At 73.4% G+C, this 18,267-nt stretch carries 16 protein-coding genes; 3 read left to right on the top strand and 13 right to left on the bottom strand.

Features of this window, described 5'->3' with window-relative positions; all coding sequences use genetic code 11:
- The first annotated feature begins 74 nt into the window (after positions 1-74).
- Complete coding sequence (metF, locus tag OG875_RS01765; protein WP_330172427.1) at positions 75-1,019, top strand: methylenetetrahydrofolate reductase [NAD(P)H]; 945 nt, start codon at positions 75-77, stop codon at positions 1,017-1,019.
- Between the two features lie 61 nt (positions 1,020-1,080).
- Here metF and OG875_RS01760 read toward each other — a convergent pair whose 3' ends face one another.
- Positions 1,081-2,187, bottom strand: a complete 1,107-nt coding sequence (locus OG875_RS01760) for a hypothetical protein (RefSeq protein ID WP_330172426.1) — start codon at positions 2,185-2,187, stop codon at positions 1,081-1,083.
- Between the two features lie 971 nt (positions 2,188-3,158).
- On the opposite strand from OG875_RS01760, the gene OG875_RS01755 reads away from it, so the two are divergent.
- Both OG875_RS01755 and OG875_RS01750 read left to right on the top strand, forming a co-directional pair.
- Positions 3,159-5,129 carry an ABC transporter ATP-binding protein gene (locus OG875_RS01755; RefSeq protein ID WP_330177560.1) on the top strand — a complete coding sequence of 657 codons (1,971 nt, stop codon included), beginning with the start codon at positions 3,159-3,161 and terminating at the stop codon, positions 5,127-5,129.
- On the top strand, positions 5,126-5,665 hold the full coding sequence (locus OG875_RS01750; protein WP_330172425.1) for an NUDIX hydrolase: 540 nt from the start codon (positions 5,126-5,128) through the stop codon (positions 5,663-5,665). Before OG875_RS01755 ends, OG875_RS01750 begins: the two co-directional genes overlap by 4 nt.
- Before the next feature lie 206 nt (positions 5,666-5,871).
- Here the strand turns inward: OG875_RS01750 and OG875_RS01745 are convergent, their stop codons facing one another.
- From OG875_RS01745 to OG875_RS01690, 12 genes are all read right to left on the bottom strand, one after another.
- On the bottom strand, positions 5,872-7,311 hold the full coding sequence (locus OG875_RS01745; RefSeq protein WP_330172424.1) for an MFS transporter: 1,440 nt from the start codon (positions 7,309-7,311) through the stop codon (positions 5,872-5,874).
- A 47-nt stretch (positions 7,312-7,358) separates the two neighbouring features.
- Positions 7,359-7,754 (bottom strand): hypothetical protein, encoded by a 396-nt coding sequence (locus OG875_RS01740; protein ID WP_330172423.1) that lies wholly within the window; start codon positions 7,752-7,754, stop codon positions 7,359-7,361.
- Between the two features lie 152 nt (positions 7,755-7,906).
- Positions 7,907-8,701 (bottom strand): 4'-phosphopantetheinyl transferase family protein, encoded by a 795-nt coding sequence (locus OG875_RS01735; RefSeq protein WP_330172422.1) that lies wholly within the window; start codon positions 8,699-8,701, stop codon positions 7,907-7,909.
- 124 nt (positions 8,702-8,825) lie between these two features.
- The gene (locus tag OG875_RS01730; RefSeq protein WP_330172421.1) at positions 8,826-9,998 is read right to left on the bottom strand and encodes an acyl-CoA dehydrogenase family protein; all 1,173 of its coding nucleotides are present in this window, start codon (positions 9,996-9,998) and stop codon (positions 8,826-8,828) included.
- A complete protein-coding gene (locus OG875_RS01725; RefSeq protein ID WP_330172420.1) occupies positions 9,995-10,825 on the bottom strand; it encodes a hypothetical protein in 831 nt (276 codons plus the stop codon). The genes OG875_RS01730 and OG875_RS01725 overlap by 4 nt, the downstream gene beginning before the upstream one ends.
- Positions 10,822-11,745, bottom strand: coding sequence for a hypothetical protein (locus OG875_RS01720; RefSeq protein ID WP_330172419.1), 924 nt, complete (start codon positions 11,743-11,745; stop codon positions 10,822-10,824). Before OG875_RS01720 ends, OG875_RS01725 begins: the two co-directional genes overlap by 4 nt.
- Positions 11,746-11,748: 3 nt before the next feature.
- Positions 11,749-12,015, bottom strand: a complete 267-nt coding sequence (locus OG875_RS01715; RefSeq protein ID WP_330172418.1) for an acyl carrier protein — start codon at positions 12,013-12,015, stop codon at positions 11,749-11,751.
- A 110-nt stretch (positions 12,016-12,125) separates the two neighbouring features.
- Entirely contained in the window at positions 12,126-13,427 is a 1,302-nt protein-coding gene (locus OG875_RS01710; RefSeq protein ID WP_330172417.1) for an alanine racemase, read from the bottom strand.
- On the bottom strand, positions 13,420-14,817 hold the full coding sequence (locus OG875_RS01705) for an ATP-grasp domain-containing protein (RefSeq protein WP_330172416.1): 1,398 nt from the start codon (positions 14,815-14,817) through the stop codon (positions 13,420-13,422). The genes OG875_RS01710 and OG875_RS01705 overlap by 8 nt, the downstream gene beginning before the upstream one ends.
- Before the next feature lie 104 nt (positions 14,818-14,921).
- Positions 14,922-15,851, bottom strand: a complete 930-nt coding sequence (locus tag OG875_RS01700; RefSeq protein WP_330172415.1) for a 3-oxoacyl-[acyl-carrier-protein] synthase III C-terminal domain-containing protein — start codon at positions 15,849-15,851, stop codon at positions 14,922-14,924.
- Positions 15,848-17,236 (bottom strand): glutamate synthase-related protein, encoded by a 1,389-nt coding sequence (locus OG875_RS01695; RefSeq protein WP_330172414.1) that lies wholly within the window; start codon positions 17,234-17,236, stop codon positions 15,848-15,850. Before OG875_RS01695 ends, OG875_RS01700 begins: the two co-directional genes overlap by 4 nt.
- Positions 17,233-18,267, bottom strand: a complete 1,035-nt coding sequence (locus tag OG875_RS01690; protein WP_330172413.1) for an asparagine synthetase A — start codon at positions 18,265-18,267, stop codon at positions 17,233-17,235. The genes OG875_RS01695 and OG875_RS01690 overlap by 4 nt, the downstream gene beginning before the upstream one ends.

The raw sequence follows: 18,267 nt of genomic DNA, 5'->3' as shown, positions 1-18,267 counted from the left end.
GCGCGTCAGCACCACGTGTATCAGCCTGTGGACAGCTCCCGGCTTCCGCCCGAACCGGCCGCTAACCTGCGCTTATGTCTCTCGGTATCCCCAGCACAAGGCCGGACCACGCGGATTCCATCCGCGACCTTCTCGCGTCCGGGGGCCGTTCGTACTCCTTCGAATTCATGCCGCCGCGCAGCCAGGCGGCCGAAGCCGGACTGTGGACGGCGATCCGACGGCTGGAGGCCCTGTCACCGACCTTCGTCTCCGTGACGTACGGCGCCGGGGGCTCCACGCGGGGACGCACCATCAACATCACGGGGCGGATCGCCCAGGAGACGACCCTCACCCCGGTCGCCCACCTCACGGCCGTCGACCACAGCGTCGCCGAGCTGCGCAACATCCTCGGCCACTACGCCGACCAGGGCGTCCGCAACATCCTCGCCCTGCGCGGCGACCCGCCGGGCGATCCCCTCGGCTCCTGGACGAAACACCCGCAGGGAGTCGAGTACGCCGCCGAACTCGTGCGGCTGATCAAGGAATCCGGCAACTTCTGCGTCGGGGTCGCGGCCTTCCCCGAGATGCACCCCCGCTCACCCGACTGGGACAGCGACATCCGCCACTTCGTCGACAAGTGCCGGGCGGGCGCCGACTACGCCATCACCCAGATGTTCTTCGACGTCGACACCTACCTGCGCCTGCGCGACCGCGTGGCCGCCGCCGGATGCACGACACCGATCATCCCGGAGATCATGCCGGTCACCACGATCCGCTCGCTGCGCCGCATCCCCAGCCTCAGCACCGCCGCCTTCCCGCCGAAGCTGGCGGAACGGATGCTCGCGGCCGAGGACGACCCCAAGGCGGTCAGGGCGCTCGGCATCGACCACGCCACCGAGATGTGCCGCCGCCTGATCGCCGAGGACACGCCGGGCCTGCACTTCATGACGATGAACTTCTCCAAGGTGACGGCGGAGATCTACCAGAACCTCGAACTGCACCCGCGAGACGGGGCGGTTGGTCCGCCCACGGACGCGTGAGGCGGGTCCGCCGGGTGCGGCGCCGGGCCGAAGTACCGGCTGCCGCACCGTCGGTTCCGACTCAGCCCTCGACCTTCGCCGCCGCCGCTGCCGAGGCCGACGCGTTCCGGGCCCGGCAGTAGTACGCGGCCCGGGTCCCCTTCGCGTAGTAGAACCACGGCAGCGCTCCCACGTACCCGTCGACCAGCCGGAACTGCTCGATCGCCATCTCGTGCCGGTCCTGCCGCGACAGGTAGAACGCCAGCAGGTGCCGCAGTTCCGGCAGCGCCGGATTCGCCGGGTCGGCGGCGGCCGCGTCGATGAGGCCCGCGTCGACCCGTGCCACCATCTCGGGTGTGTTGTCGGCGTCCTTGTCCTCGGACTCCTTGTGCTCGAACTGAGCGATCAGGGGGAGAGCGGTGAGCAGACTGCCCGGGGGCGCCCCCGCCGCCGCGCGCTCGGCGAAGTCCATGGCCAGCCGCTCCGAACCGCGCCACTTCTCGCACCAGTACTGAAGGGCCGCGAAGTGGGCGCCGTAGTGGTAGGGGTCGCGGGCGACCGTCTGCGCCCACAGCGTGGCCATCGTGGCGCGCGGATAGCCGAGCCCGAGCGCGACCCAGATCTCCACCGCGTGGGGCGTCGGGTCGTCCGGGTTCAGCTCGGCCGCCTTCGCTATCTCGTCGCGGGCACGCACCAGCGTGCGGTGGAAACCGTCGAACTGCTTCCCCGACGTGTACTTGGCCCGTTTCCCGCCCCGCCGCCGCCACGCCAGCCTCACCGTGCCCTGGGCGCGCACCACGGCCGCGTCCGGGTCGCCGGGACAGGCCGTCTCCCAGGCGACGAGCCAGGCGTCGTCCTCGGCCACGAGATCACCCAGGCAGCTCACGGCGAGGTAGCGGCGGCCCCAGTCCCGGCCGATGCCGCGCAGCAGGGCGGCCGGCGTCTGCCACTCACCCTCGCGTGCCTTCGCCAACGCCGCCCGCCACTCGGCCGGGAGCGGGCCGGGGGACTCCGCGTCCAGCTGCCCGGCGGGCAGCAGCCCGAGCTTCTCGGCGGCCTTCCGGCCGGCCGCGTTGCCGACATCGTGCCCGGCGAAGAAGAGTTCCTTGAAGAACACCCAGACCAGCCACAGGGCGAAGATCAGGGGTGGTGCGGCGAGGATGCCGAGGATCCACAGCAGGACGGTCATCGGTGAGTTGTTCCGTTTCTCTGTCGTGAGGGTGGCGCCGACCGGGACGCCGGTGACGTACGGGGAGGTGGGCGGGCGGCGCCGGGTGGGCGGCACCGCCGGACTCGGTGACCGTCCGGCCGCAGGGGCGTGCGGAGCCTGTGGACGGTGCCCGCGGTGTCGGCCGGTGGGCCGGTCGGCCGGTCGGCCGGTCGGATGTTCGGTGCCGGTGCCGGTGCCGGTGCCGGTCCGGTGCTGTGTCGTCGGTTTCCGCAGTGATTGCGGTCGTCCGACCGGTCCTGACGTGCCGTCAGGTCGTCCGTCGGGTTGAGGGCGACGGGACGCCGCGGGGCGGGGGCGCCGCCGGGCGCGCCCTGCTGGGGCGGTGCCCGTCTCCGTAAGTCATACGGCCGTGGTCTCCTCGGTGCCTGTCGGGACGAGGGGCAGAATACGCGGGCGATCGCCCGGCGCCGACGGGGAGGTCCTCGGCCGTGAACCCGCCCAAGTCGGCACGGTCGGCAGTAGGCGCGGGTGACCACGGGTGGGCCCGAAGTCCGCTCTGACGCGGTCGTGTTGACCGTCCCCGCGTCGACCGGCCGAGCGTCGACATTCCGCGCGTAGCCACTCCGCACGCGGCGACTCCGCGCGGAGTCGCCCGCCCACGTCGGCGGGGCATCGGCGTTTCGGCCAACCCGGGATCGTCGGCGATCTCCGCGCCGCAAGGGTCCGTGCACCGCACACCTGCGGGGAACCGCTCAACTCCGGGCAGCGCAACCCGGCCGAAAGACATGTGTTCGAAACCGGCGCGGCGTCGTTGAACCCGACGACATCGCCCGGACATCCACGAAGGAGGCACGTTGACATCAGCCGAGCCACCCACCGACGCGGCCCAGAGCGAGCGGAACACCCCGAACACCCCGAACGCGCAGGGCGCGCAGGTCCCCCAGGACACGCAGGACACGCCGCGCACGGACGAGGCGGCCAAGGACACGATCTCGGACGCCGAGCGTGAGCTGTACGGAGGTCGGCTGCGCTACGACCAGTCGTACATCCGCCACGAGCGCCCGCTGACCCGGCTGGGGTTCGGGCACATGGCCGCCGCGCTGCCGCGCATGACGGGGATGGTCCTGCGCACCGGTTGGCAGACGGACCCGCGGGCGCTGACGGGGGTGGTGGTCGCCCAGTTGGGGCAGGGGGTCGCGGCCGGGTGGGGACTGCTGGCGGTCAACAGTGTGCTCACGGAGTTGTTCGCGGACGGTCCGACCGCCGACAAGCTGCGCGAGGCCCTGCCCGCGCTGGCGGTGCTCGCGTTCACGGCGGTCGCGACGGCGCTGCTGACGGCGTGGTCGACGGCCATGTCGGGACGGCTGGAGCCCCAGGTGGAGCGCGCGGTGTCCGCCCGGTTCTACACGGCCGTGACCGGCGTCGAGGTGGAGGCGACCGAACGGCCCGAGGTGCAGCGGGTCCTGGAGGCGGGGAGGTTCGGCACCGACTCCGCCCGTGGCATGCTCCGGCTCTCCGTCGGTGTGGGGAACGTACTGATCGGCATGGCGGCCGCGGCCGTCGTTCTGGCGTCGCTGCACTGGACCCTGCTGCCGATGCTGCTGGCCATCGCCCTGCCCAAGGGCTGGGGGGCCGTCCGCGTCGCGCGCCGCGAGTATCTGTCCCGGCTGAACTGGCTCGACCACCGCCGGGCGATCGCCTCCCTGCTCGCCTATCTGACCCGCCCGCACGCCGCCGGGGAGATCCGCGTCCACGCGGCCGGTGCCAAACTCCTGGGCAGTTACGAGGAGATGTCCCGGCAGATGGAGGCGGAGCAGCGGCGCCTGGCACGGGCGCAGGCGACGACGGACCTGGTCGCCGGCGGCTTCGCGGGCCTCGCGTCACTGGGCTGCTACGGGGTGCTGTGGTGGCTGCTGGCCGCCGGTGGGCTGCCGCTGGCCGTCGGCGGCACGGCGGTGGTCGCCATCCGCACCTCGACCGCGCGGCTGACCTCCCTGGTGCAGCAGGTCAACCGGCTCTACGAGGAACTGCTCCTCCTCACGGACACCGAGGACGCCATCGTGGTCGCGGGCGAGCACGCGATCCCCCGTGCCGGCGCCCCTCTTCCCGCGCCCGTGCGAGCGGTGCGGACGGAGGGAGTCACGTTCACCTACCCGGGAGCCGGCTCTCCCGCCCTGACGGGGGTGAGCGTGGAGATCCGCCGGGGCTCGGTGACCGCGCTGGTCGGTGCGAACGGCTCGGGGAAGACCACCTTGACCAAGATCCTCGCCGGGCTGCTGCTGCCCGCCGAGGGAAACGTGTGGTGGGAGGGCGGGTCGGGGGAACGGGTCGAGCTGCGCGAAGCGGACCGCCGCCAGGTCTTCGCGACGGTCGGCGCCCTGGCCCAGGACTTCCCGCGCTGGGAGATGACCGCCGCCGCGAACGTGGCCATCGGCGCCGGGGACCGCCCCCGGGACATGGACGCCGTCCGCCGGGCCGCCCGGGACGCCGGCGTACGCGACCTGGTGGAGACGCTCCCGCACGGCTGGGACTCCATCGTCTTCAAGGGCTACGAACGCGGTGTCCAGCTCTCGGGCGGGCAGTGGCAGAAACTGGGCACCGCTCGCGCCCTGTACCGGGGCGCGCCTTTTCTCCTGGTCGACGAGCCGACGGCGGCGCTCGATCCGCACGCGGAGATCGCCGCCTTCCAGGGACTGTGGTCGCTGGCCCGGGAGGGGCACGCGGTCGTGCTCGTCACCCACCGGCTCGCCGCCACCATGAACGCCGACCACATCTACGTCCTCGACGAGGGGCGCGTGGTGGAGGACGGTACCCACGAGGAGCTGATGGCCGACAGCGGCGGGCGCTACCAGGGGATGTTCACGGCCCAGGCGGCCCAGTACGGACTCGCGCCGGCGGCCGGCGCCGTACCGGGCCCGCGAAGCACCTCACCGGCCGACCACACGAAGGAGGCACGGTGATCGCGCCGGACGAACGGCGGGGCGGCGAGGGCGGCGGCTTCTCCTTGACGCTCCAGCAGTACGCCGAGACGGTTCTGAAGGCGACCGCCTGGGCGTGCCTGTACTTCACCGACGAGGACGACCGGCCGCTGCAACTGCACTCCGTCTACTCTCCCGCCCACCCCTGGCAGTTGGTGGGCGGGACGATGGACCCCGGCGAACGCCCCTGGCAGACGGCGGTTCGCGAGTGCGAGGAGGAGACCGGCATCACGCCGACCGGGCCGCCGAGGCTCCTGGCCACGGTGTACGGGCTGCCCGGCGCCGCCTGGCCGTACAGCACGGTCGGCCTGGTCTTCGACGGCGGCCGGCTCACCGCCGCGCGGATCCACGGCATCACCGTGAACCCGGAGGAGCACGACGAGGTCCGTGTCCTGCCCCTGGCCGAGTGGCAGGCACTGATGCCGGCGCGTGACTTCGCGCGCCTGAGCGCCGTGGAAGAGGCTCGCCGTACCGGGGTGGCCGCGTACGTCGATACCTGGGACTGGGGGAGCGACTGAGCATCCGTCACGGCGGCCACGGGGCCCTCCCGCCGCGTACGCCCGCGCCGGTGGTGATCGCCTGGCCGGCGAGGGCCGGGGCCAGGAGGGCGATCACCGCCGACGCGAGCGGGTGTGCGGGTGTGGTGGCCCATGGCTACCGCTCACCTCGCGGGGCCCGCCGACCACAGCCACGGGTGTCGGCGCGCGGGACCGGAGCGCTGAGGTCAGGCGACCGGGGATCCCACCTTCTCGCGCGGGTGCGGAAGTTCGGCGGAGGAAGCGGATGAATCGGAGGAAGCGGAAGAGGCGGAGGCCGGAGCGAGCGAGGGCGAGGGGGCCGAGGCAGCGGACTCGGAGTCGGCGGCCGGGGGCGGCGTGGCGGACTCCGGTGCCCGTACGGGCTCCTCCGCCGGTCCGTCCTCGGACACCGGCTGCCGCGCCGGGTGGCGCAGCGCCAGCAGCGCGGCCACCGGGGCCACCAGCGCCACCGTGCCGCACACCAGCCAGGTGACCTTGAGACCGATCGCCAGCGACAGGCTGCCGAACAGGGCGATGGAGATCGGTCCCACACCGATGCTGGCCAGCGTCAGGGTGGCCAGCGCCGAGCCCATCCGGTCCTTCGGGGCGGCCTGCTGGTAGACCGTCACGATGGCCGGTCCGTTCAGCCCGGTCATAAGGCCGACGGCGGCGCCGGTCGCGGCGATCGTCAGGACCGACGGCATCAGGGCCATCACCAGGATGCCGACGGCGATTCCCGCGCCGCTCACCACGAACCGCACCATCAGCGGAATCCGGTGCGCGAGGACGGCGCCCAGCGCGCTGGAGACCAGAGCACCGGCGCTGAACGCTGCGATGATCACACCGATGGCGTGCACACCCCAGCCGTTCTCCTGGACGAGCAGCGGCAGCGCGACGTCGATCGGCCAGCCGAACGCCATGTCCAGACAGAGCGCGGCGACGAAGGTCCAGCGCAGCCGGGGGTGCGAGACCAGCAGGCGCAGCCCGTCGCCGGAGGAACGCACCAGGCTCCGGCCGCTCGGCTCACGCTTCGGCGGCTCCATGCCCTTCGTGACGACGAAGAGGGTGCCCAGTGAGATCGCGCAGGTCACCGTGGTCACGAGCAGCGCCCGCCACAGCTCGCCGGAGGCGATCATCCAGGCACCGACCGGTGAGCCGATGATGGGGGCGACCCGGGTGACCATCGCGTACAGGGAGTTGGCGCGCGGGAGTTGGTCGTGGGTGGCCAGGTGCGGGATGACCGAGCCCGCCGACGGACTGGCCAGCCCGAAGAGCAGCCCGTCGAGAAGGCTGATGACGACGAGGGGGGCGAGCGTCTGGGAGGAGTGGACCACCACCGTGCCGACCGCCAGCAGCACCAGCCGCGCGCTGTTGGTCCGCAGCAGGACGTGCCGGGGGCCGAACCGGTCCGCGACCGCTCCTCCGAAGATCAGCATCAGGGCGCGCGGGATCGTGGCGGCGAGCATCAGTGTGGTGACCGCGCCCGCGCCCCCCAGCTGGATCGCGGTCCACCCCATGGCGATGAGCAGGATGTAGTCGCCGCCCATCGAGGCGCCCTGCCCGGCGACCAGGGCGTTGATCCTCTTCCACTGGATCGGCGGCTCGCCGCCGGTGCCGGATGCCTCTGATACGTCCGTCGTAGCCATGGGTCTGTCCTTCGGGAGATCGGATGAGGATCAGTCGGAGTCGAGCATCAGTCGGAGTGGTCGGAGTGGTCGGAGTGGTCGGCACGGTCCGGACGCTGTGCACGGTCCGACCGGTCGGACCGGTCGGAACGCCCGGAACGGGGTGCGCCGGACACCGCCCGTCCGCCGGGGAGCCGGTCACCCGGCCAGTGACCGGGCAGCGGCAGCCGTACGGTGCCGGAGCCCCCGCGCAGCGCGTCCTCCACCGCCCGGACCGTCGCCAGCCGTTCACTCGCCGCCGGGATCCGGCCGAGCCGGGCCGGCGCGTCGGAGGTGACCTCCAGATGACCCCCGAGATGACCGCGGCCCTGCGCCGCGAGCACCAGGCCCGCGGCACGGATCGCCGTAGCCCGGTGGCCCGGCCCCGTGGTCAGCCCCGGGAGGTCGGAGGGCGTGAACCGCACCCGTACCGAGTACGTGGGCGTCTCCCGCCCCGGTTCGAGCGGGCACGCCGCGCCCCGCCGTGTCTCCCCGGCGTGCGGCCGGCGGGACGCGACTGCGCGCGTGGCGGTACCACGTGCCGTACGGGACGGCGGACGGACGGACCGGTGGGTGTTCATCGTGAGCACTCCCCTCGCGGCCACGGCTCTGCGAGCGACCGCTGGAATTCGAACGGTAGGGAACGGGGCGCCTGGCCGGCGGCGCTTGACGGGGCAGGCGGGCGGAAGTTTCCCGGCTCGGGACCCGGCGCGCGCCAGCCCCAGTCGAACAGCCGCAGTCCGCGCGCCTCGTCGCCCAGGACGGCCAGCGCCGCCACGAAGCCCGGCGGCGCGGACAGGTCGCGCAACTGCCACCGCTCCCCGGCCATCGCGCCGGTGCCGTGGACCGTGCCGGGCGTCAGCACGTTCAGCCGCAGCCCGTCGAGCAGCCGGCCGCCGCTCGCCTTCACGCACGCCTCCTTGCGCGACAGCAGCCGGTGGTAGACGACGCGCGCCGCGTGCGGGGTCTTCTGCGCGGCGACGCACGCCGCCTCCTCCAGCGGCAGGAAGCGGGCGGCCAGCGCCACGGCCGGGGTCTGTTCGTCGACCCGTTCGATGTCCACCCCGACCCGCGCCGACAGGCAGACCGCCAGCAGCGCGTGCTCCGCCGACCGGCTCAGACTCCACTGCCAGTGGCTCAACGGGCCCTCGAAGGCGGGCTTTCCGTGGGTGCCCGCCGACCAGTGGACCGCGCAGCCCGCGATGCCCAGGTAGCCGCCCAGGATGGTGCGGACCGCGCCGTGCGTGAGGACGTACCGCTCGGCGGACGGAAGGTCCCGGGTACGCGCGGCGCGCTCCCGTTCCCGGGGGCCGAGCAGGGAGCTGACCGGGCCGAGTGCCTCCGCGCCGCCGTCCAGTCCGATACGCCACACATCGGCGCCCGGCGGCGGTCCCGGTATCGCGGGCGGCGGCGGGTGCGCGGCCGAACAGGCGGGGCACGGCGCGGGCAGGAGGGCGGATGCGGCGGGGGAGGCCGCCGCCGTCCCCCGCCCCGGCTCAGGCGGCCGGCCGGACATCGTCGAGCCTGCCGTTCAGATGCCCCTGCGCGAGGGTCAGCCGCTGGACGTTGCTGGTGCCCTCCATGAACTCGAACGCCCGCGCGTCGCGAGCCCACTTGTCCAGCATCGGGTGCTCCCAGCGGGCGCCGGGCCCGAACATCCGCAGCGCCAGGAGCGTGGATTCCTCCGCGAGCGCGGTGGCCCTGATCTTGGCCGCCGACGCCAGCGTCCCGTCGCCCGGATCGTGGTCCGCCGACTCGGCCGCCGCCATGACCGTCGCCCGGGTGCCGGCCAGCCGGTCCGCCAGGTCCGCGAGCCGGTCGCGGTCCCCGGCGCCGAGCTGCCGCCGGTGGGCGACCACGTAGTCGTGGGCGCCCTGCGCGACACCCAGGGCGAAGGACGCCACGACCGGGCGGTACCGGTTGAACGTCCGTACGGCCGCCCACATACCGCCCCGCGTCGCCGGACGGTGCCGGCCGAGCACGTCCGCGTCCGCGACCGGCACGTCCCGCATCCGCAGCTCGCTCAGCTGAAGACCGCGCAGCCCCAGCGTCTCCAGGGGAATTCCGGTGAAACCCGGCCGGTCGGTCTCCAGCAGGACGGCGACCACGCCCAGCGGACCGGGGTGACGACGGGCGAACACCACCCCGACCCCGGCGCGCGCCCCGTTGCCGACGAACCGCTTCGTGCCGTTCAGGACCAGGCCCGCACCGTCCTCGCCGGCCGGTCGCAGAGCTGTCCCCATGCTCGCCGGGTCCGAGCCGTGCGCCGGTTCCGTCATCCCGAAGAACGTCCAGGTGGGACGGTCGGCCAGCCGCCGGTAGTAGCGGTCCCGCTGCTCCTCGTCGGCGATGTCGGCGACGACGAAGCCCGACATCGAGGGACCGGGCAGCGCCAGGACCGCCGCCGCGTCGACCCGGGCCAGCTCCTCCATGACGACCACCTGCTCCACGCAGCGGTCGACGTACACGGGGCGCCCGGCGACCCGCAGCGGGTCCGGGTTGTACGCGGCGGGCATCCCGGTCAGCCGCAGCCAGCGCGGGTCCGAGCCCAGCAGGGCGGGCCCGGTCGAGGGGTCCGCGTCGAGCCCGAGCGCGGTGGGCCGCAGCAGTTCGGCGTGTTCGCGGGCCAGCCCGCGCAGGCCGGCGAGGAATCCCGGGTCGGTGGTCATGGCCGCTCCAGTTCGGTCGTCGGTGGGTGTCCGGCCGGTGCCGTACGGCCGTCGTACGTGGCGTGGCCGCACGAGGCGTGGTCGTACGGGACGCCGGTGCCGCTGTGCTCACCGCCGCTGTCGCCCGCGCCGCCGTCGTCCGCCGTCGGCGCGTAGGTGTCGGCGAGCAGTTCGGAGACCCGTACCTCGCTGCCCGGCCCGTCCGCCACGAAGCCCGCCGCGCCCAGGAGATGGAGGCAGGTCCGTCCGGTCTCGTCCAGGCTCCGGTGCACCCGCCGCAGGGTCGCCGACGTCGGTGCGGCTTTGAGCAGCGCCCGGCACTCGGTGGTCCCGGCGACCGCGTCGGCCAGCATCGCCCGTACCAGCGGCAGATTGAGCGTGACGGTCCGCTGCACCGTACGGCCGCCGAGATGCGTGGTGACCCGGTCCACCAGACGCTCGGCCAGGCCGAGCCTGAGCCAGGCGAGCCCGGTGGCCCAGCCGTCCGGCTCGCCGGCGGGCGGGCCGGAGCCGTCGACCCGCAGGGCGATCAACTCCCGTCCCTCCAGGGCGATCAGGCCCAGCCGGTGCTCGTCGGCCCCGGCGCCGCGCGGGCGCGGCCCGGCGGAGGCGCCGTACCGGTCGCAGGTCGCCTCGGCCTCCCGGGGCACGAAGACGTGACCGCCGGGCCCGGCGGGCAGGACACCGGGGCTGGTCGCGTCGTGCAGCTGGATCAGCGCGGACACCGGCCCGTCGCGGTACGCCGCTTCCCGGTGGCGTTCAGGTCCGCCCGCCGGCCCGGCGGTGACCGGGGCGCCCGCGGGCGGGCCGGTCGTGGTGACGGTCATGACACCAGTTCCTTCCGTCTCGACGCCGCCAGAGCCGGGGGGTCACCGGCGGGCAGGGTGAGCAACAGGCCGCAGTGGTAGGGGAGTACGGGGTCGCGGTCGGCGATCAGGACCTGTCCGCCGGGCCGGCCGTCCGCCCGTTCGAGCAGCCCGGCCAGGGCCAGCCAGACCCCGGCACACGGGTGGCCGGGCTCGGCCCGCGCCAGGACGGGGTCCCCGTGCTGGCCGCCGAGGCCGGTGAGGCCCGCCCCGGCGACGACGCCGTCGGCGCGCGGGGCGTACGGCATACCGGCGCCGTCCCCGGCCGGACCCGCGACGTCCGCCGCGTTCCGGCGGTCGACGGTGACGACCGGACGCTCCAGCGGCATCGCCCCGCCGGGCCCCAGCAGCAGCGCCACCGCCACGTCGCGCGCGGGCCGCACCGCCCGGCCGTCGGGCGGCAGCGTGCTCTGCTCCATCACGAGGACCAGCGCCCGGTGCGAACTGCCGTCGGCCAGCCGGTCGTAGGCGACGCGCAGCGCGGTGAACGGACCCGCGACGCCCTGCTCGGAGATGCCGAGGAGCATCGGGTCGCCGGGCATCAGGTCGGCCAGCAGACAGCCGGGGAAGCTCTGGTGGCGGCAGTCGGGGCTGCCGTCGACGGTGATGACGAGGTCGACGTCCGCCAGTTCGGCGGCCAGCTCCCCGGCGATCACGCGGGCCATGTCGTGGTAGCTGACGGCGGAGCCCTCCTCCAGCCAGGAGAAGTCCGGGAGGGCGCCGTACACCGACTCCACGTGGTCCCGGTAGGGCCGGGTGTCATTGCCGCCGGAGTCGGCGGCGGTGAAGGCGAAGGGGATGACGCGTTCGACGGTCGGTCCGGCCGCGCCGTCTCGCGCGGCCGGACGTCCCCGCGTCCCCGGGGGCGGGGTGAGGGTCACGGGTCACCGGCTCTCGGCGATGTAGCCGGCCAGGGCGCCGACGCTCTCCAGGTGGCTCTGCTCCAGGCTCTCGGGGTCGACCTCGATGTCGAGGGCGTCCTCCAGGGCCATCAGCAGCCCGAGGACGCTGGTGGAGTCGAGGCTGAGGTCGTCGAAGAGGCGGGTCTCCTCGGTGACGTCGGTCAGCTCCTTGCGCAGGACGTCGGAGAGGGCGACGACGATGGCGTCGATGATCTGCGTGCGGTCGGTGTCGTGGGCGACGGTGGTCATGAGGGTTCCTGCCTTCTGTGAGAGATCAACGGATGTGCTGAACAAGGGAGTTCGGGCTTGCAGGGGGTGCGGGAGCCGCGCCGGCGGCCGGAGGGCCGCCGGCCGGCGGCTCAGCCGAAGTCGTGCAGGATCTGCGGCGCGAGCATGCTCGTCGCGTCGTCGCGGGTACGGATCAGCCGGGCCTCGCCGTCGTGCACCAGCACCTCGGCCGGGTAGCCGTGGCTCAGGAAGTACACGGGTGAGGCGGTCGGCCCGTACGCCCCCGAGCGCTCCACGCCCACGAGGTCGCCGGGGCGCAGATCGGCCGGGAGTTCGACGGCCTTGCCGATGGTGTCGTTGGGGGTGCAGAGCGGCCCGGTCACGTTCCACGCCGCGCTCTCGGCGGCCCCCGCGCGGTTCAGCAGCCGCATCGGGAAGTTGCGCTTCACGAACGAGCCGATCCCGACGGCCGCCATGTGGTGGTTCGTCCCGCCGTCGGCCACGGCGAACCGCTCGCCCATCGACTCCTTCACGTACCGCACCTCGACCGCGTACAGCCCGCTGTGGCCGACGAGGAAGCGCCCCAGTTCCATGACGAGACGGGTCTCGGGGTGGCGGGCCGCGAAGGACTCGAACACCGGGTTGAGGCGCTCCGCCAGCACCGGCACGTCGAGGTCGCGCTCCTTCGGGAAGTACGCGACCCCCAGGCCGCCGCCGACGTCGACCACCTCCAGCGGCACGCTCAGCAACTCCGAGAGCCGCTCGGCGAGTTCCAGGATGCGGGCCGAGTTCTCGGCGATGACGGCCTCGTCCAGGAACCGTGTCCCCATGTACGCCTGGAAGCCGACCAGCCGTACGGAGGGATGCCGGGCCGCCAGATCGGGCGCGGCGGTCAGCGCGTCCTCGTCGATGCCGAACTGGCGCGGCTTGCCGCCCATCGTCAGGCCGCCGCCCTTGACGGCGAAGCTCGGATTGACCCGCAGCACCACCCGGGCGACACCGCCCAGACCTTCCGCGACCTCGTCGATCATCGCCAGTTCGCCGAAGGACTCACAGATGACGGTGATGTCCTGCTTCAGGCAGGCGGTGATCTCGTCGCGGCTCTTGCCGGGGCCGAGGAACATGATCCGCTCGGCCGGCACACCGGCCCGCTGCGCGGTGACCAGTTCGGCCAGCGACGAGACCTCGGCGCTCGCGCCCAGCGACCGCAGCAGGGCGCACACGCTGACGTTCGGGTTGGCCTTGAGCGAGTAGAACATCTCCACCGACGGGTGCAGCAGATCGCGCAGACCGTTGTACTGACGGGCGATGATCTCGCCGTCGTACACGTAGAGCGGGGTGCCGAAGCGCTCGGCGAGTTCGGTGAGGGGCAGGCCCTGGACGAGGTGGGCGCCGCCGGTCGCGGGGCCCGTCGTCGTACCGTTCTCAGACATGGGTGAGGGTCTCCTTCCGCACGCGCAGTGCGACGGCGTCGTCGAGTTCGGCCAGTTCGGCCTCGGAGTGGGCGATCAGCAGTCCGTACAGCCGGCCGCCGTAGGTGCCCGGCGTGTTCCCGGCGGGGCCGGCCGGCGCGGCGGCGTTGACCGTCGCGAAGTTGTTGACGAGCAGGCCCCGGCCGGACGCGGTCGAGAAGAGCAGGTCCCCGAGCCGCTCGCGGAGTTCGCCGAACGGCAGGGCGCCGGTCAGCGACACCGGGTACTGCCGGGCCAGCGCGACCGTGCCGGGAGCCATGAACCGCTCCTGGAGGGCGGTCTGATAGGTCGACATGTTGTTGCGGGCGTTGATCTCCAGGACCGGCAGCAGACCGCCGTCACCGGTGACGATCGCGTCCACCCCCACCACCCCGTGGAAGCCGTCGGCGGCGAGCCGCGCGCCCAGCAGGTCCGCGCACCGCTCGATCTCGGCGGTGTGCGCGGCGGAGATCCGGGCGGGGATGCGGTGCCCCTTGTGCACCCCGTTCTCGGTGATCGCCTCTTTCACGAAGTCGAACCGGACCGAGCCGTCCCGGCCCACCGTGAAGTGGTAGTTGAGGTCGACGGCCTTGTCCGCCCACTCCTCGATCACCACCGCGAGGCGCGGGTCTCCGGTACGCCGGGCCACCCGGGCGACCATCCGGACGAGCTGGTCGAGCCTGCGCTCGTCCTCGACCACCATGATCCCCTTGCCGGAGACCCCGAAGGCGTCCTTCACCCCGACCCGGTGCCCGGCCGCCAGCGACCGGCGCGCCTCGTCCGCCGCCGCCGTGAACTCCTCGACCGACTCGCACTCCCAGCCCCGGGCCTGGGGGAGCCCCAGCTCGTCGGCGACCCGGCGGCTGTAGATCTTGCTGTTGACGGACTTGACCAGGGCGGCGGGCGGCAACGCCGGTGCCAGACCGGTGAGTTCGCAGAGCTGCTCCTCCAGCACGGACATGCCGTGCGGCAGCAGGTGCGCACCGCGCTCGGCGAGCCGGGCGAGCGTCTCGGTCAGTACGGGGGAGCGCAGCGCGTCCACACTGACGCTGTGGGCGGGATCCTGCGCGTCGGTGACCAGGATCTCCGGCAGCTCAAGGCCCAGGTCCGCCAGGTAGGAGAGATAGCCGGGGTCCGGCGCGGACTTCAGTACGACGCTGTCGCCGGGGCCGGCGAGCAGCAGCGCGAACTCGTCCATGCGGTTGACGATCGCCGCGGAGGCGCTGCCCCCGACCGACGGGAGACCGACCTCGTCCACGGCCCACTCGTCCTCCACCTCGAAGTTGCCGAGCAGGACGAACGGGGTCCGCGGGTCGCCGGTGCAGGCCTGTTTCACACCGTCGAGGAAGTTCGGGCGGGGGGTCGGTGGCATGGGCTTCTTCCTTCTCGCGGGGGCGGAGTGGGTGCGGAGTGCTGGTGGTGCCGCGCGGGCGGGCCGGGGCCCGGTGCGCGGCCGGTACGGCTGCGGGGCGGGGGTCAGTGGCGCAGTACGGCGGCCGAGAAGGTCGCCCCGAGGCCGACGGCGGCCATCAGGTACAGGTCCCCGGGCCGGAGCCGGCCCGCCTCGCGGGCGTCCACGTGGTTGATGAAGGGGTCGGCCGTGAAGCAGTGCCCGGTCGTCGGGATGTTGTCGAGGAAGACCCGGTCGAGGGGGACGCCGAGGAGCTTGCAGGTCCACTGCCAGGACAGCCGGTTGACGTTGTGCGGCAGGATCAGCGCCAGGTCGTCGAGACCGGCGCCGGCGTTGTCGGCGGCCTCGCGCATCACGGCGGCCAGGGTGCTGTTGTGCTCCTTGAGGAACATGGGGTCCAGCGGGTACGGCGGGAACTCCTCGCTGTACCGGCCGCGGGTACGGGTCGCGAAGCCGAGCAGCCGGTCGCGGTCCCCGTCGGCCGAGACCAGACAGGCCGCGGTCCCCTCACCCATGACGGTGCTCTCCGGGATGATCTGGAGGGTGCGGCTGAACGCCTTCTCACCGGTCAGCACCAGCGCCAGCGCGTCCGGGTCGCCGTCGGCCGCGAGCAGCCGCCCGGCCAGCTCCACCCCGAACAGGCCGGTGGCGCAGCCGTGCTGGGTGAGCGTGAACGCGGTGGCCCGGGTCAGGCCCAGTTCGGCGCACAGGTCCTCGACGGTGTTCTCGCCGGCCGGGGCGACGGTGGAGACCGTACGCGGGTGGATCACGTAGCGGACCCGGTGCTCGTTGCCGCGCAGTTCGGTCAGCGCCTCCACGGCCGCCGTGAGGGTGGCGCGCAGATCCCGTCCGGGGGCGCGCAGCACCGTGCGCAGCCCGTAGAACCTGCGGAAGGTCCACATGAGACTCGCGTCGGCCCCGACGTCCGCGCCGATGTCGGCGATCGGGACGTTCTCCTCGGGCAGATGACGCGCGATGTCCAGCAGGGCGGTCATGCTCGTCCTCCGATCCGGTCCGCGGGAGCGGCCGTGGGGGTGGCGGGGTGCGCGGCGTGCGCGGAGCGGGCGGACGGAACGGTCTGCGCGGATGCGGATCCGGGGGCCCCGGTGCCGTACGCGACGGGCCGGTCCGGCCACCACAGGTCGTCCGGGGTGAGGGCGTCGGCCGCGTACTTGCCGAGCGCGCTGATCAGCAGCCGGGTCTCCAGGGCCAGCGCCTCCACCAGCCGTACGAGCCCGTTCTCGGGGTCCTCGTCGACCGCGACGAGCGCCGCCCGGCCCAGTCCGGCAGCCGTGGCGCCCAGCGCCAGGCCGCGTACCACCCGGCCGCCCTCCCACATCCGGCCCGTCACCAGCAGCGGGCCCTCGGGGTGGCCGATCCGGCGCAGGCACTCGGCCAGCGGCAGCCCGACCTGGTCGAGGAAGACACGCGGCGCCCAGCCGGTGCCGCCCTCCGCGCCGTCGACGGTCACCGCGTCCGCGCCCGCCCGCCAGGCGGTCGACGCCGCCGCGGCGATGTCCCGGCCCGGATGGAACTTCGCCCACACCCGGGCCCGGGGGAAGTTGTTCCGCATGAAGCGCAGCTGCTGGCGGACGATCTCCTCGGTGTACGTGCCGGGGCTGGCGAGCCGCAGCCGGCTGCCGGGGCCGAGCACGTCCCGTACCGCGAAGCGCCTGCCCAGCCGTTCGGCGTCCGCCTCGTCCACCACCGTCATCCCGCCGAGACCGGGCTTGGCGCCCTGGCCGATCTTCAGCTCGAAGGCGAGCCGCCCGGACTCCAGCAGGGGCTGCGTCGCCGGGTCGCTGTAGAGGAGGTTCCAGACCTCCGAGTCGGCGTCCTCGGTGCTCTGCTGCACCACCACGCCGCCCGCGTCCCCCGGGCACTCGTCGAGATAGGCGCGGACGCGCGCCGTGATCGCGGAGGGCGCGGTCCTGGCCGCTCCGGTGCGATAGCCGTGCACCGGGACCATGTTCTCGCCGATGACCATGGGGATGCCGAGCCGGCCGGCCTGGCGGCTCGCGGCGATCCCGAGGTCACCGCTGCCGGCGCGGGTGGAGCCGAAGGCGGAGAGATAGACGGGGAGGGCCGAGTCGAAACCGCCGATGACGGTCCGCAGGCTCACGTCGTCGTCCAGCGGTTCGCGGCCGAGCTCGATCAGCTTCTCCAGCCGCCGGGGCATGAAGACCGGCGGGACGATCCGCGCCCGGTCCAGCTCGTCGGCGGGGGCGCCCCGGCCGGCCGCGTCGGACCCGGCGCCGAACAGCTCCGCGCCGTACGCCGCCACCGGCGGGAACACCTCACGGGTGCCGTGCCGGGCACGGGCCCGTATCGCCGCCTCCGGGAGACCGGCCGCGCCCAGGGGGGTGTCCGGAGTCGTCACGGCGCGATCACCCCCGGAAGCTTCGGGTACGCGCTGACCTGCCAGAGCGCGTCGAGTCCGGTCAGGAAGCGGACCAGGCGCTGCACACCCATGCCGAAGCCCGCGCTCGCGGGTATGCCCTCGCGCGCCATGGCCAGGTACCACTCGTACTTGGCGGGGTTCTCGCCGCTCTCCCGCATGCGGGTGACGACGGTGGCGTAGTGCGACTCGCGTTCGCTGCCGCTCACCAGTTCGCCGAAGCCGCCGTGCGCGATCAGGTCGAAGTTGCGCAGCACACCGGGGCGGTCGGGGTCCTCGCGGTCGTAGAAACCACGCGAACCCTTCGGGTAGTCGGTGATGAAGAAGGGCCGGTCCGCGTCGCGGGACAGCGCCTCCTCGCCGGTCCAGTCGATCTCGGCGTCGGCGCTCTGCCCGTGTCCCTGGCCGCGCAGCCGGCCGACCGCCTCCGCGTGCGTGCAGGCGTCGAACTTGCCCGTGAGCAGTTCGGTGAAGGCCAGCGGGTCGCGGCCCAGACCGGACAGGACCTCCGGCACGGTCTCCCACACACGGGCGGTGACGTGCTGGAGCAGGCCCGCCGCGATCTCCATGACGTCGTCGCGCGACGCCCCGGCCATCTCGACGTCGATCTGGTGGAACTCCACCAGGTGCCGTCCGGTGTGCCGGGTCTCCGGGGGTTCCACCCGGAGGTTCGGCGCGATGTAGAACAGCTTCGGGAAGCCGCGCAGAGACGCCTGCTTGTAGAGGATCGCGCTGGTCATGAGCTTGTACGGCTCGCCGTAGTAGTCGACGTCCAGCGCTTTCGCGCCGCGCCCGCCGGGGTCGGTGACCGGCCCCACGAGCGGCGGGAGCAGCTCGACGAAGCCCCGCGAGCACAGGAACTCCCGCGCCGCGTGCAGCGCTTCCTGCTGGACCAGCATCGCGGCGCCCAGCGACGGGGAGCGCAGGTGCTCGCCGAGAGGGGCGGGCGTCCGCGCGTCGGCGGTCCTGGTACCGACATCAGTCCGGGTACCGACATCATCCGTGGGGCGCAT

This window comes from Streptomyces sp. NBC_01498, assembly GCF_036327775.1.
Lineage (GTDB): Bacteria > Actinomycetota > Actinomycetes > Streptomycetales > Streptomycetaceae > Streptomyces.
This window is presented reverse-complemented; position numbering and strand designations above follow the sequence as displayed.

Excerpts from the sequence above, each read along its gene's own strand:
- metF (WP_330172427.1), top strand. The coding sequence starts at position 75 with ATGTCTCTCGGTATCCCCAGCACAAGGCCGGACCACGCGGATTCCATC.
- OG875_RS01760 (WP_330172426.1), bottom strand. The coding sequence starts at position 2,187 with ATGACCGTCCTGCTGTGGATCCTCGGCATCCTCGCCGCACCACCCCTG.
- OG875_RS01745 (WP_330172424.1), bottom strand. The coding sequence starts at position 7,311 with ATGGCTACGACGGACGTATCAGAGGCATCCGGCACCGGCGGCGAGCCG.
- OG875_RS01730 (WP_330172421.1), bottom strand. The coding sequence starts at position 9,998 with ATGACCACCGACCCGGGATTCCTCGCCGGCCTGCGCGGGCTGGCCCGC.
- OG875_RS01725 (WP_330172420.1), bottom strand. The coding sequence starts at position 10,825 with ATGACCGTCACCACGACCGGCCCGCCCGCGGGCGCCCCGGTCACCGCC.
- OG875_RS01715 (WP_330172418.1), bottom strand. The coding sequence starts at position 12,015 with ATGACCACCGTCGCCCACGACACCGACCGCACGCAGATCATCGACGCC.
- OG875_RS01710 (WP_330172417.1), bottom strand. The coding sequence starts at position 13,427 with ATGTCTGAGAACGGTACGACGACGGGCCCCGCGACCGGCGGCGCCCAC.
- OG875_RS01705 (WP_330172416.1), bottom strand. The coding sequence starts at position 14,817 with ATGCCACCGACCCCCCGCCCGAACTTCCTCGACGGTGTGAAACAGGCC.
- OG875_RS01700 (WP_330172415.1), bottom strand. The coding sequence starts at position 15,851 with ATGACCGCCCTGCTGGACATCGCGCGTCATCTGCCCGAGGAGAACGTC.
- OG875_RS01690 (WP_330172413.1), bottom strand. The coding sequence starts at position 18,267 with ATGCGCCCCACGGATGATGTCGGTACCCGGACTGATGTCGGTACCAGG.